This is a genomic window from Pseudoalteromonas sp. MMG007 (genome assembly GCF_018100985.1).
Classification (GTDB): Bacteria; Pseudomonadota; Gammaproteobacteria; order Enterobacterales; family Alteromonadaceae; genus Pseudoalteromonas.
Genome location: NZ_JAGJEI010000002.1, coordinates 365,622 through 379,247 on the forward strand (window position 1 = coordinate 365,622; position 13,626 = coordinate 379,247).

Annotated in this window: 15 protein-coding genes; 2 read left to right on the forward strand and 13 right to left on the reverse strand. The window is 39.2% G+C overall.

Translation table 11 applies throughout. The annotated features are described in order from the left end of the window. Positions 1-3: 3 nt before the first annotated feature. From dnaX to J8L71_RS05460, 6 genes are all read right to left on the reverse strand, one after another. Positions 4-2,526 carry a DNA polymerase III subunit gamma/tau gene (dnaX, locus tag J8L71_RS05440; protein ID WP_210999624.1) on the reverse strand — a complete coding sequence of 841 codons (2,523 nt, stop codon included), beginning with the start codon at positions 2,524-2,526 and terminating at the stop codon, positions 4-6. A gap of 3 nt (positions 2,527-2,529) precedes the next feature. After that, positions 2,530-3,075, reverse strand: coding sequence for an adenine phosphoribosyltransferase (apt, locus tag J8L71_RS05445; protein WP_210999625.1), 546 nt, complete (start codon positions 3,073-3,075; stop codon positions 2,530-2,532). 171 nt (positions 3,076-3,246) lie between these two features. Beyond that, positions 3,247-3,369 (reverse strand): hypothetical protein, encoded by a 123-nt coding sequence (locus J8L71_RS18600; RefSeq protein WP_008132255.1) that lies wholly within the window; start codon positions 3,367-3,369, stop codon positions 3,247-3,249. 72 nt (positions 3,370-3,441) lie between these two features. After that, the gene (locus J8L71_RS05450) at positions 3,442-4,194 is read right to left on the reverse strand and encodes a putative DNA-binding domain-containing protein (RefSeq protein WP_210999626.1); all 753 of its coding nucleotides are present in this window, start codon (positions 4,192-4,194) and stop codon (positions 3,442-3,444) included. Between the two features lie 25 nt (positions 4,195-4,219). Then, positions 4,220-5,047: a DUF692 domain-containing protein gene (locus J8L71_RS05455; RefSeq protein WP_210999664.1), complete on the reverse strand. Its 828-nt coding sequence runs from the start codon at positions 5,045-5,047 to the stop codon at positions 4,220-4,222. A gap of 114 nt (positions 5,048-5,161) precedes the next feature. Beyond that, entirely contained in the window at positions 5,162-5,545 is a 384-nt protein-coding gene (locus J8L71_RS05460) for a hypothetical protein (protein WP_210999627.1), read from the reverse strand. Positions 5,546-5,779: 234 nt separating this feature from the next. Between J8L71_RS05460 and J8L71_RS05465 the strand changes: the two genes are divergently transcribed. Then, on the forward strand, positions 5,780-6,763 hold the full coding sequence (locus tag J8L71_RS05465) for a tRNA-dihydrouridine synthase (RefSeq protein ID WP_210999628.1): 984 nt from the start codon (positions 5,780-5,782) through the stop codon (positions 6,761-6,763). Positions 6,764-6,819: 56 nt separating this feature from the next. Beyond that, positions 6,820-7,146: a conjugal transfer protein TraR gene (locus tag J8L71_RS05470; RefSeq protein ID WP_210999629.1), complete on the forward strand. Its 327-nt coding sequence runs from the start codon at positions 6,820-6,822 to the stop codon at positions 7,144-7,146. Positions 7,147-7,162: 16 nt separating this feature from the next. On the opposite strand, the gene J8L71_RS05475 is transcribed toward J8L71_RS05470, so the two are convergent. The 7 genes from J8L71_RS05475 to J8L71_RS05505 form a co-directional block, all read right to left on the reverse strand. Further along, a complete protein-coding gene (locus J8L71_RS05475) occupies positions 7,163-8,212 on the reverse strand; it encodes a hypothetical protein (protein ID WP_210999630.1) in 1,050 nt (349 codons plus the stop codon). A 62-nt stretch (positions 8,213-8,274) separates the two neighbouring features. Beyond that, positions 8,275-9,534 carry a tetratricopeptide repeat protein gene (locus J8L71_RS05480; protein ID WP_210999631.1) on the reverse strand — a complete coding sequence of 420 codons (1,260 nt, stop codon included), beginning with the start codon at positions 9,532-9,534 and terminating at the stop codon, positions 8,275-8,277. Between the two features lie 11 nt (positions 9,535-9,545). Continuing rightward, positions 9,546-10,163 carry an energy transducer TonB gene (locus tag J8L71_RS05485; protein WP_058548850.1) on the reverse strand — a complete coding sequence of 206 codons (618 nt, stop codon included), beginning with the start codon at positions 10,161-10,163 and terminating at the stop codon, positions 9,546-9,548. Further along, the gene (locus J8L71_RS05490; protein ID WP_006792384.1) at positions 10,163-10,567 is read right to left on the reverse strand and encodes a biopolymer transporter ExbD; all 405 of its coding nucleotides are present in this window, start codon (positions 10,565-10,567) and stop codon (positions 10,163-10,165) included. Before J8L71_RS05490 ends, J8L71_RS05485 begins: the two co-directional genes overlap by 1 nt. A 14-nt stretch (positions 10,568-10,581) precedes the next feature. Next, on the reverse strand, positions 10,582-11,106 hold the full coding sequence (locus J8L71_RS05495; protein ID WP_004588135.1) for a MotA/TolQ/ExbB proton channel family protein: 525 nt from the start codon (positions 11,104-11,106) through the stop codon (positions 10,582-10,584). Further along, positions 11,106-12,470 carry a MotA/TolQ/ExbB proton channel family protein gene (locus tag J8L71_RS05500; RefSeq protein ID WP_210999632.1) on the reverse strand — a complete coding sequence of 455 codons (1,365 nt, stop codon included), beginning with the start codon at positions 12,468-12,470 and terminating at the stop codon, positions 11,106-11,108. The genes J8L71_RS05495 and J8L71_RS05500 overlap by 1 nt, the downstream gene beginning before the upstream one ends. A 7-nt stretch (positions 12,471-12,477) precedes the next feature. Further along, entirely contained in the window at positions 12,478-13,248 is a 771-nt protein-coding gene (locus J8L71_RS05505) for a DUF3450 domain-containing protein (protein WP_058548847.1), read from the reverse strand. Between the last annotated feature and the right edge of the window lie 378 nt (positions 13,249-13,626).

The following is a 13,626-nucleotide window of genomic DNA, read 5'->3' on the forward strand; positions in this document are numbered from 1 at the left end:
TAATTACAATGCCTGAATGCTATTTTCGTCAATTTCCGCGCTAAATACTTGCTGAAACTGCACTATATTTTCATCCGCTGTGATCACATCGATTGCTTGTTGATGACGACCTACATCTATTTTTTGTTGAATTAAGTAAGGTGAATCTATCACCCCTTTTGCAAAATTAATGCTAAGCGATACGTTATGCTCGTAAATGCTTGATAGTGCTGCATCTAATTTTTGGCGAAGTACAGGTGTATCTAAATGCTTTTGCGATTCATCAACATCAATATGCAAGTTGTTACCTTGCTTAGTAAAAATGGAGTGCAACGCAAACTGGCGCATACGACCCCCTAAGCCCATACGCTTAATTAAATAAGCCCATTCATCTTGCTGATGTGCAAATCTAATTTCGCTGATCGGACTTTGAAAATCATCAGGCACTGGAATACTAGGCTCTTCAGAGGCGGCTTCTACCACTTTTTGAGGATTAATTTGCTCAAGTAACTCTGGCGCTAAGTTTTCAGTAATTGTTTGATGTTTTTCTTTAAAATCAATCTTACGTGCAGGTTTTGTATTTGCTTGATTAAGTGGCTCTGTTTGGCTCCCTGTTACTGGGAGCTCATGCTTTTTTTCACTCTCACCTGCGCTATTGGTTGCCCATGGAGGTGCGTCATCAATTGCATCATAACTTGGTGTAATTTCATTGCTCGCCGCTGGCTCTGCATTTTGGCTAGATTCACCTTTTGGCATTCTAGGATGCTGGCTAGGTTCTTTTGCAGTTGGCTTGGTTAGCTGCTCTGATGTGTTATTTTCATCTGTGCAAGTGTTCGCACCTGATAACCTGCCTGCGCCTGATATATTTCTGTCACGTAATATACGGGCTATAGCAGATTGCGCCTGAGCGTCTTGCTCTGCAATTGGTGTACTCGTATTTTGGCTAACTGCACTTTCACTTGATGCCGGCTCAGAAGGTGACTCTGAATTAGTGCTTTGCGCAGGGTTAAAGCCCTGATCTACGGCACTACTCATTATATCGTCAAATTGCGAAGCGAGTGTTTGTTCAGCATTGCTATGCTGCATATAAGCTTCATTTTCACTTTGACGCTGAGCTTGTTCATCTGAAATTACAGTACTTTTTGGCTGCTCATTAACATGTTCAGGTTGTTGAACTGACGGCTTAGCCTCGGCTGCACTGGGCTGCATATTCAAAACTTCATCGGCAACAAACGGCTCTTTCGCAGGTGGTACTTGAACCATTGACTCTTGTTTTTGAGTGTCTGGCTGTGAAGTATTATCTAAAGCTTGTGTGCTGCTAATTGAAGGAATACTTTGGCTAACTGTTGTGTTTTGCGGTGTTTTATTTTTATTTAATATATCTCGCAATGCACTCGCTTTACTTGGTTTATTCTCAGCAGGCTCTTGAGCTGCTAAAGGCGTAGCCTGTTTATGCTCAGTTTGCGTAGGCTCAAATGCTAACAGTCTTAACATTATCATTTCAAAGCCTAGGCGAGGCTCTGGTGCCCACTGTAAATCTTTTTTACCATTTAACAGGAGTTGGTAATACACTTGAATCTGTTGCGCACTCGTATGCTGAGCAACGTGTGCAATATAATCAACGTTTTTTTCATCAAGTGCTGCAGCTTCAGGAACAAGCTGGCTTAATTGGACTAAATGCGTAAGTGCAATTAAATCATCAAGTAATGCTACATAATTTGGGTTACGACTCGCTACTTGCGCTATTTCATTCATAAGCGCTGCGCCATCTTGCGCTAGTAATGCGGCAAGTAAACTTTGGCTATAATGCGTATCCATTAAACCAAGCATAGTTTGTACTGCTTGATTATTTATATCTCCATTTGTTTGCGCTATCGCTTGGTCAGTTAAACTAAGTGCATCGCGCATACTGCCATCAGCCGCTTTTGCAATAATACTAAGCGCATCATTTTCAAAACTTAGTTGCTCATGAGTTAATACATGCTCAAGCTGAGTTTTAATTTCACTTTGCGATAGAGCATTTAAGTTAAACTGTAAACAACGAGATAAAATAGTGACAGGTAATTTTTGTGGATCGGTGGTCGCTAATAAAAACTTCACATGCTCTGGAGGCTCTTCTAAGGTTTTTAAAAGGGCATTAAAGCTATGCTTTGAGAGCATGTGAACTTCATCTATTAGGTATACTTTATAACGCCCGCGCGTTGGCGCATATTGCACGTTATCGAGTATTTCGCGGGTATCTTCTACTTTAGTACGAGAGGCTGCATCTATTTCAAGTAAGTCAATGTAACGACCTGCTTCTATATCAGTACAACTACTACACTTTCCACACGGAGATGCAGAAATGCCTTCATCACAGTTTAAGCTTTTAGCAAAGATACGCGCAATAGTGGTTTTACCCACACCTCGGGTTCCAGTGAATAAATACGCGTGATGCAGTCTATTTTGCGTAAGCGCATTAACCAGCGCTTGTTTAACATGAGACTGCCCAACCAATTCATGAAAGGTTTGTGGACGCCATTTTCTCGCTAGAACCTGATAACTCATCGATTACTCGCCTTCAAATTCAACCAATTTTAGAATTTTAATACCCATTTTTTCGATGCGCTGTTCGCCGCCAAGCTCTGGTAGTGAAACAACAAATGCTGCATCAGTTGCTTCCCCACCAAGCTTATTTACAAGCTTAGCCGTTGCTTCAATTGTGCCGCCTGTCGCAAGTAAGTCATCAACTAACAACACTTTGTCGCCTGGTACTATTGCATCAACATGAAGCTCAAGTGTGTCTTCACCATATTCTAATAAGTAGTCTTGGCGAATAACTTCACGTGGTAATTTACCTGGCTTACGCACAGGAATAAATGGAATACCTAAAGCATAAGATAAAGGTGCACCAAAAATAAAGCCACGTGATTCTGTACCAATAATTTTAGTAAAACCTTGATCTTTATACTCGCTTATAAAAGCATCAATTGTTGCTTTAAACGCGTCAGGGTTTGCCATTAATGTGGTTACATCGCGAAACATAATGCCCGCTTTTGGATAATCAGCAATTGTAGTTATGCTGTTTTTGATAATCGCTGGTGTTACTTGAGTCATAATTTTAACTGCTCAATGGTTCATATTACAAAGCAGGTGATTATAACCTTAACTGACCTTAAATTGCGAGTTTGCAATAATTATAAAGAGAAAGAATGGGAAGATTTACAAGGATTAAAATTAAAAGGGTCAAGGCTGATGCAAACAACAGCCTCTCGATGCAAATGCATTTTAAGTTAAGCTAGTGATCCAGCCTAAAATCGCATTTAAACAACCAATACCCGCAAATACCGCTAAAAAAGCAATAAAGTAAGTAGCGTTAAACGGATCTTTAAAATCTTTATCATCTGACATGGGTACAACCTTTTATTAAGCACGATAAATTAGGTTGCCATGATAGACGATGTAAAAACATCTATAAAGGGCTTAATCTTGATTTTTTGTCACTATTACTCTGCGCTCCGCCATTGCATTAAGCGTAGCAAGTGCGCCTTGGTTTATTTGTTCTGGGCTAAACTGTGGAGCATGGCTTAATACTTGTTCACAAATTTCGTCAAAGGTAATGCCATTACTATTTTCAATAATTGAAAGTAATAAAGCCGTCATTGCATTGGTTGCCAAAAATTGCACATCGTCTTGTGCATCTCTATAAACAACAAAATAACTTGGTTGCTCGGCTGGGTGCTTAGGTTGAAAGTCTACACTGATAGTTTGAACCGGATATTGGTAACTTAAATTACGCGCTGTAACCGATAAGTATAGCGGAGCATCTGTAATATCAGTTGCATTGAGCTTTTGCTCTTGCTGATTATCCATAGCAATAGATACATCAAGCTCTATCCATTCGTAATGAGCAAGCTCTAACATAAAGGGAGGATCATTTTTTTGTATTTTATAATCACTTGATAAGTAATTAATGAATTCGCCTGCTATATCTAAAAAGTATGGTGAATGGCAATCATGGTTACTAAAAAATTGCCTAACGAGCTTTTTCCATTGTTTGTCGCTATATAAGGTTTTCAATACCGGAAAACCTGATGAAATAAATCCATCTACATTATTAAAAAATAAGTCACGATAAATAGCCATTCGCCTGTCTTCTATGTCGCTGGGCTTTTTATTTTGTTGAGGCTGGCGAATATGTGCCATAAATTCGTTTTGTACTTCAATAAAACTCATAATTGCATACTCTTTTAAACAAATATTAAGCACTTTGCTTAGTTAAAGACGAATTTAAATACTTACTTTGTAGCTTATGAATGATGTCTAGCTCTTTAGTTAATACATTCATCTCAGGAATATTAAAATCTCGCTCAAGCAACGTCGGAAATACGCCATGCTTTGCATATGCTTTATCTAGCAATTCCCACACAGGGTCTATAACATCAGCACCATGGGTATCGACAATTAAATCTTCCGCTTCATTATAGTGTCCTGCAACATGACCATAAGCGATACGCTTTGAAGGCAGCCCATTTAAAAACTCTTCAGCATTGTATCCATGATTGATTGAGTTAACATAAATATTATTAACATCGAGCAATAGCTTACAATCAGCTTGCTCTAAAATAGTATTGGTGAACTCAAGCTCAGATAACTCTTGACCAGGCGCACCATAGTAAGAAACATTCTCTATCGCTATTTGGCGCTCTAAAATATCCTGTACTTGCTTAATGCGAGGAACAACATGTGCGATTGCATCTTGAGTAAACGGAATTGGCATTAAATCGTACATATGACCCGTGCCCGAGCAATAACTTAAATGCTCACTAAATATTTTAATATTGTGCTCATCAAAAAACGTTTTAAGTGACTTAACAAATTCGATATCTAATGGCTCAGGTGAACCAATAGAAAGCGATAATCCATGACATACAAAGTTATTAGCATCAGTTAATGTTTTAAATTGCTTTTTAAATCGACCGCCTAACTTGAGCCAGTTCTCTGGTGCTACTTCCATAAAATCTACTTGGTGAGGTATATTTTCAAGTAATTCATCAAGCATCTCACGACGAAGCCCGAGCCCTACCATGCCAAAGTCGGTATTTTGAGTTGTTTTCATTATTGTCTCCTTAAAGCAAAAAGGGCCTTATGGCCCTTTTAGTATAACTGCAGCTAAATAGCTCAGGCAATTACATCAAAATGATTATTGGCCGCCACACTTGCCTTCACCACATTTACCTTCTTTTTTACCTTTTGCGTCGCCACCGCATTTACCTTCGCCGCACTTACCTTCTTTTTTACCTTTTGCGTCGCCGCCACATTTTCCTTCGCCGCACTTACCTTCTTTTTTACCTTTTGCGTCGCCGCCACATTTACCTTCGCCGCACTTACCTTCTTTTTTATCTTTTGCGTCGCCGCCACATTTCCCTTCGCCGCATTTACCTTCTGCAGCATCTAATTGATAACCTGTAACTAGCTCTTGGAACTCAAATGGGTTAGCTTGTGCATCTACCGATACAAAACTTGCAGAGCCAACAACTACTGCACCTAATGTTAACGCGATTGTATTTTTTTTAACTGTATTCATAATGTGACTCTCTTTAATCAAGGATTATATTGTAGAACTACATACACAATTTTTGTGTTTGTATGTAACTGGTATAGTTAAGAAGACCCGAATGAAAATAAAATCTTTCATTTATTTTCATTTTTTTTACTATTCACTTTATTCAAATAAATATGGACGACAAATACAGATTTATCAATTTAACTTTTACGGTTAAACTACGCGTCCAATTTTTAGCAAAACATTAAATATTTTATGAAGCTTGTTTTAGCGCCTATGGAAGGTGTTGTTGATTTCAAAATGCGCCAGCTACTTACCGATATAGGTGGGTTTGACCTATGTGTTACTGAATTTGTAAGGGTCGTAGAAGCATGCTTACCCGACAAAGTATTTCATAGGTTTTGTCCTGAGCTTCACAATAATGGTTACACTCGTTCAGGTACGCCAGTACGTATTCAGTTGCTTGGACAAGAAGCAAGCCCTCTTGCTGAAAATGCAGTAAGAGCAATTGCACTTGGCTCTCATGGCGTTGACCTAAACTTTGGTTGCCCTGCAAAAACGGTTAATAAAAGTCGTGGTGGTGCAGTGCTACTAAAAGATCCAGAGCATATGTACACTATTATTAAAGCGGTAAGAGACGCGGTAGATAATAAACATGAAGTAAGTGCAAAAATTCGTTTAGGATTTGACGATGACTCTAATAGTCAAGAAATAGTTGATGCAGTAGTAAACGCAGGTGCAAATAGCGTCGCTATACATGCGCGCACTAAACGAGATGGTTATAACCCTCCCGCATACTGGGAAAAAATTCCACCAATCATAAAAAACAAAAATATTGCAGTAGTTGCTAATGGCGAGATTTGGCAGGTTGAGGATGCTTTACTGTGCCAAAAACGCAGTGGTTGCAGCGATTTAATGCTAGGGAGAGGCGCGCTTTCCCATCCCGATTTAGCAAAAAAAATAAAAGCTCATGTTAATAATGAACAATATAATACTTTAGAGTGGGAACATATAATTTATCATCTAATTCATTCTGCTATCCACCAAGACCCAGCAAAGGATGAAAAATATTTTGCATCACGAACTAAGCAATGGCTCGGTTACTTAAAACGTCAATACCCAGAAGCAATTGAGTTATTCGATGAAATTAGACGTTTGAAAAGTAAAGAGGATGTGGCGAATGTATTGAAAAAATACGCCAAAGCGCCGCAACTTGATTCAAATCATAACAGTAAATAATAAACTCTAGATAATATCAGTATAACGAAAAGGCAATTTTTAAAGGTTATACTGATATGCACCATCAGCAAAAACTTGATCAGGAAATAGCTAAAGTCCAATCAGCTATAATGGCAATGCTCTCTGAATCTCCCCTTTCATGCTATCAGCAATTGAAATACGAATTATCTAGCATTAAAAAAAGCGAGTGGATTGATCATATAGGCCAAAAGCTAGGGCCTGAATACACCCCCTTAATAAGTAGAATGATTCAACTTGAAGCTGCAATAAGTCAGATAGAGATAGGTCAGTACGGGTATTGCTGCGACTGTGAACAAGAGCTGCCTTCAGCCTTACTTGAAAAAGATCCAGCCACACAGCGCTGCGATAAGTGTGCTAAATAAGCACACTTACTGAATATCACAATGCTTTTGATGCAAAGCTAAATGATTGCCCTGGAAATAAAATGATATCCTCAGCTAGATAATGAGCAAATTCATCGCTAATATTTAATCTTTTCACTAAGTTTACTCTAGCCTGAGGCAGAGTCCACGCATGATAGTGAATACCGATATCAGTCTCCATCATCACTAACATTAGGGAATATATATCAGCTGAAGTCTCTGTATTAGCAGCCATGGAGGGTAAATCTATATAGTGTGTTTGCCAATCTAAACCTTCAATTATTGTATCTCCCTGAAGAGATCGCACTGTAAAAGAGCGCTCGTGTTCTGCAGGTACGTCGCTTACCAATATCGGTTTAGTTACTTTTAAAGTATTGATTTTTTTATTGAGTATTGAGGACCATTCAAGAGGAGAATGTACAGACCCACTGAAATAATTAAGTTTGCTTTGATACCACTCACTTCCGTTAGCAAGTCCACGTAACCCTATACTGCCTCGCGCCTTGTAGGTATCTAAATAATCTCTAAAAGATCTTAATTGGCTTTTTAAAGCGCCTTGTATTGTATTATTTTGAAGTGTTTTATCGACATGTAATTGTAACAAAGAGAGTTCGACTTTATTGAGCTTCAAATTACTTTGTACAGCGCTGTCTAATTGGTCTTGCGTCAACTTTAGCCATTTAATAATACTGTCCGGTTTATATACTTTGCCATTCAAAGCAAGCATATTTTTTAGTACGTTTATTTGTGCAGGCCAATTAAAGTAGCGCTCAGGAAATCGCTCGGCAATAACTAAATAGTTTACTTGAGCAATTTGATTTGATTCAAGATCCATATCCATTAAACCTTGGTAAATAGCATGACGCTTTGCTAAGTACGCCTCTGAAAAAACGAGTTGTTGCTCAGTTAATATTTCATTTTCAACTGTTTTAGATCGTATAAGTGCGGCATTTAAAGTCTTCAAAGCCGATTGCGCATCCTCAAACGAGCTAAATGGCTGTGGTTGCTTATTACAGGCAGTTAAAAATAGACAAACAATTAGTAAAAAAGAAAATGTTTTGTACATAGTTATTCCAATAAAAAAAGCCCCAGAGGGGCTTTTTAGTAAGTTGCTTTAGCTAATTAAAGTTAAATTTTTACACCGTTGCGAGCGGCTTTATCTTTAATGTAAGTAGCCCAACCTTTTGCAAACTTGCGAGTGCGCGGGTCGTCCATAGCTTTAGTAATAGCAGCGTATGCTTGCTTGTACTTGCCTTGGTAGTAATACGCTTCAGCTAGGTCTGAATAAATAGTACCTTTTTTGTCAGAACCAAGTTCTAACGCTTTGTTCAAACGAACAACGGCAGCATTAAATTTTTCAGACTGTAAAAGTAATGAACCTGCTTTGCGGTAAAGCTCAGCATCTTCATCAAATTTAGCAGCTTCTTCGTAGTACTTTGCAGCTTTTTCTAAGTCTTTAGAGCGATGGTAGTTACTCGCAATCGCGCTAACATTCTGCTTAGTACGTTTAACTTTTTCACCTTTAACGGCCTTTTCAAGCGTTATTGCCGCTTTAAAAGGAATTTCGTTTAAAGAGTAAAAGTTAGATAAAACTTTATATTCAACTTCATTTTCGAAGTAACCGTTCTTGTATGCAACTTCCATAGTTGCCAAGCCTTTAGAATAGTCTTCGGTTTGCAAGTAATATTTACCTAAGCTAACCCAAGCTTTTTTATCATCTGGCCATACTCGAACAATTTCTTCACCAATCTTAACCATGTTTGCATAATCTTTAAGCTCAAAGTATGCACCAAGTTTTAATTGGTAAGGGCCTTTATTAGGCTCTTTTTGAAGTTTAATTGCTTTATCAGCTGGTTCAAAAACGTCACGGTATTGCTCTAACTGATAGTTAGCTTGAGCGATACGCGTGTAAACTGTTGGATCTTCTTCGCCTGTAAAGTCCATCCAAGCTACATAAGCTTTTTTGGCTTCTTGATACTTTTCAGTACCGGCGTATAAATCACCTAACAATTTAAGCGTTTGTTCTTGGTCAGCAAAGTTTAAAACATCAGGCGCAACTGCTTGCTTAGCGTATTTGATCGCATCGGCGTACTTTTCTTTTTGAGCGTACATGCTACCTAGGTAACGATTTACGGTCGCTTTATCAAAGTCATTCGAAGGTTCAATCTCTCTAAGCAAAGCAATAGCTTCATCAACTTTTTCTTCGTTGTACAAGTCAAATGCTTTAATTACTTTTTTACCAGTACGCTCGCCCATGATTTTAGTTTTTGCTTTCTTACGCTCTTCAATCTTTGCGTAATCTGGCGCAGCTAAAACAGATGCACTTAAAGTAGCACCTGACACAGACATAAGAATTGCAAGAGCAGTTACTTTAGAAAAATTTCTCATTACTCGCCTCCTTAGTTGCCTTGGTTAAGTTTAAAGTCTAATTGAACTTGTAAACCTGGTTGTTTTTGTGGTTTTCCGTCAATGATCTTAGGACGGTATTTCCACTTACGCAGTGCACGTTTAGCTTCACGGTCAAAGATACGTTTAGGATCAGCGTCGATTACTTCAACGTCGGTCACACCACCTAACTCATCAATTGTGAATGAAAGTTGAACCCAACCTTCTTTACCATCACGCGCTGCTTGCGTTGGATATTTTGGTTCAATACGAACGATAGGTGTCGCATCACCATCTCGTCCAAATGCACCTGGACCACTTAGTCCACCAGCTGAACTACCTACATCAATGCTACCCATGTTAAATGACATAGCACCAGGGTTAGGATTATTATTTTCCGGCTGTGGCGGCTGCGGCTTAGGCGGCTGCTTTGGCGGTGGCGGAGGCGGAGGCGGTACACGCTTCCTCTCCTGCACCTTAGATTCAGGCGGATTCGTCATTATTTCGACTATGATCTGCTCTTTTTGTTCCGTATTACGGTCAGCCCCACCAGAGATGAGGTAAGCCATGAAGTAGAACAAGCCGAAAGTAACTGCCCCACCTGCAATCAGTGAAAACAGAAAACGAATCATTACTGATCTCCAGCTATTGAAATTCTTAGGTTATCACCCGTCGCTTTGATCTGGTCCATAACTTTAACCACTGTGCCATGTTTTGCTTCTTTATCAGCTTGCAAAATTACAACATCAGTAGGTTGTTCTGCTAATAAACTTTCGATTTTCGCTGAAACACGTTCAACGTCAACTTGTTGTTTATCAATCCAGATAGCACCATCACTACGTATAGCAATAAAAATGTTAGCATTTTTTTGCTTCGTAGCTTGAGCCGCTTTAGGTTTATTGACCTCGATACCAGCCTCTTTAACGAACGATGTAGTTACGATAAAGAAAATAAGCATGATAAATACGATGTCAAGCATCGGCGTCATATCTACCGCTGCTTCTTCTTCTTCACGAAAACGTTGTTTACGTGCCATATTTAATTCTCTCTCTAGTGATGAGGCATGCTATCTACAAGTTTGGCTTTCACCATTCTCGCTCTTGCCTCAAGGCGTGAGCTAAAGAAAACTCCAGATAATGCCGCAACCATTCCAGCCATTGTTGGGATTGTTGCCATTGAAATACCTGATGCCATTAAACGTGCATTACCAGTACCTTGAGTAGCCATGGTTTCAAAAACCGCGATCATACCCGTTACAGTACCAAGTAAGCCTATTAAAGGACAAACAGCTACCAATGTCTTAATCAACAACATACGCTGATCTAATTTTTCAGACGCTTCAGAAATCCATGCTTCACGGATTCTGTGTGCGTACCAAGACGTAGTGTCTTGGCGGGCATCCCACTTGGCTACAATGTCCTTCGTCAAACGAGGAAATTCAGCAAGTAGGAACCAATAGCGCTCAATCATTAAAACCCACATAAGAAAGAGTGCTATCGCGACCACGTATAAAACCTGACCGCCTGTGCCAACAAAATCCCTGATAGATTCCCATATCTCCATCAGGACTAGCATTAAGCCTTCTCCTTCTCCGCGTGAGTAGCGATGATACCAGCGCTTTGCTCATCAAGGATATGTAATACCGACTTACTACGACCTGCAACAATTGAGTGAAGTAGAATAAGTGGTAGTGCTGCGATAAGACCTAGCGCTGTAGTTACAAGAGCTAGAGAGATGTTACCTGCCATGATCTTCGGATCACCCGTACCGAACAATGTGATTGTTTGGAACGTTAAGATCATACCGATTACAGTACCTAGTAGGCCTAGTAATGGTGCGATTGCAGCTAAGATCTTGATGATGTTGATACCAGCTTCAACACGTGGAGTTTCACGTAGTATCGCTTCATCAAGTTTAAGTTCAAGGTTTTCAACATCTTGAGTCTTGTTATCATGGTACACTTTAAGAATACGACCCAGTGGGTTGTTTGTATTCGGTGTAGACAAATTCTTAAGCTGAGACTTGATCTTAGAAGTAGTAAGCGCTAAATCAACGAAACGTACTAAGAAGATTAATAGACCTACAACTAATAGTACTGTGATGATGTAACCAACTTCAGCACCTTGCTCGTAGTATTCCATCAGCGTTTTCTTCTGCGTGTTGATACGTAAGATTGCACCACGAGTCGGGTCAACGTATACGCCAGCATAGTTATCAGCAGAAGTACCTTCTAGAGCAGTAATACCGTCTAAAATGTAGCTATCAGGTTGTTTACCTAGAGGCTGAATAGACTTAGTCTCTGGTGAGTAGATTAAGTAACCTTCGTCAGTAACTAAGTTAAAGTTACCAATACGAGTTACTTGCTTCATTGAAGCGTTACCGTCAAGACCAGCAACTTCAGTTTCAAAAGTAGAAACTTTAGCTGACTCGGTCATTTCTGTTTGAAGTGAAATCCAAAGTTCTTCAAGTTCGCGAACTGTTGGAAGTTCTTTAGCAGCGGCTAATGAACGTAATACTTCAGCACGACCTGGTTTTTCAGCACTTACTAGTGAAGCTTCGATAGAACCGATAGCGTCTTGAGCTGCACGACGTACAACACCAAACATTTCACCAAGTGTACCTTGAGCGTTTTGAAGAGCTTGCTCTTTTTCCGCTAACGTATTTTCGTTTTGTGCATATTGCTTAGCTAAGCTATCGCCACGTGCTTTTTCAGCAGCTAGTTGGCTTTTCGCTTTGTTAAGTAATGCTTGCTTGTCAGCACGTTCTGAAAGGAACTCTTGCTCACGTTGCTTATTGATTTTACCTTCAGAGATACGCTCTTGCTTAACTTGCTCAAGAATTTTATCTAGAGCACCAGTATTTGCATGTGCATTAAGCGCGGTACCTGCAGAAACAGATAGTACTGCTGCAACAGCAAAACCTTTAAATAGTTTCTTCATTATTTAATTACTCCGCGCCAAAAATTGGTAGTTTAACAAGTTCTAGTGTCGCTTGCTTACGCGCCATACGGATCACTTCTTTAACTGATTTTAGGTATTCATCACCTAACTTCTTCCACTCTTTAGTGTTGTTATCCCACACCCAAGCGTGTTTTAAGTCAAAAGACTGTGCTACGTAAGAAATACGACCTAAACGACCGATATCAACGTTAATGTTCTTGCCATCAACTTCTAAGGTACCTTGTGAAGCTGTTACAGCTGAACTGTAAGCAGTTTCTACTGTGTACGCTTCTAGAACTTGGCGGAATTTCTCTGACGTCGTTACAGACGCAGAAGCCATAATGTCGCGAAGTTTCTCAACACGTCCAAGACGCGTTTCAAGATTAAATGGAACGTCCGCTTTGATGAATTGCTCAAGCGTATCGATCATGCGATACATCAAAGGCACAACGTTTTGTTTTGTGTTGTCAATTGTAGCGATTTGACGGTCAAACGATTCAATAGAAGCATTTTGGTCAGCGACCAAACGTGCTACGTGATCGTTGTATACTTTCATAAGTTCAGTCTCATCAACAACGCTACGGTACTCAGCGATTAACTCCTGAGTTTGACCATATACATTGTCAATTTTAGTTTGAGACTTAACAGCAGCCTTTTGAATTTGTTGACCTGCTTTTTGCACGTCATTCAAAGGATCTGCAATCACATTGCTGCTTGCAAATGCAAAAGCGCCAACCAACGCAGTTGCTACAAGACTCTTTCTGATTTTAACAGACATAGTTCCCAACCAATTAAGTAATGTTACTTTTATAATTTAATTATCCTCCGAGGAGAACAACCCTGATATCTTTTAATAGATATCAACCTACCAATAATGCTAAATGCAATGGATGCTGTCAACTTGATGTTTACTGTTCTCTGTAAATAAATAACCATGATAAAGATTAAACTAAAGTACCAACTCAATAATGTTAACATTATTGTAACGACTACTTTTCTTAATATGCCAACTGAAGCCTTTTAAGGGGTGTATTTATTCCCAGACCACTGACAAATAACAACATAATTGCAACATTTAAACAAAAATGAATTAGCACTGAAAAAAACTCAAAAAAAAACGATACGGTTATAACAAAAGTTATTTTTTAGACTGTTT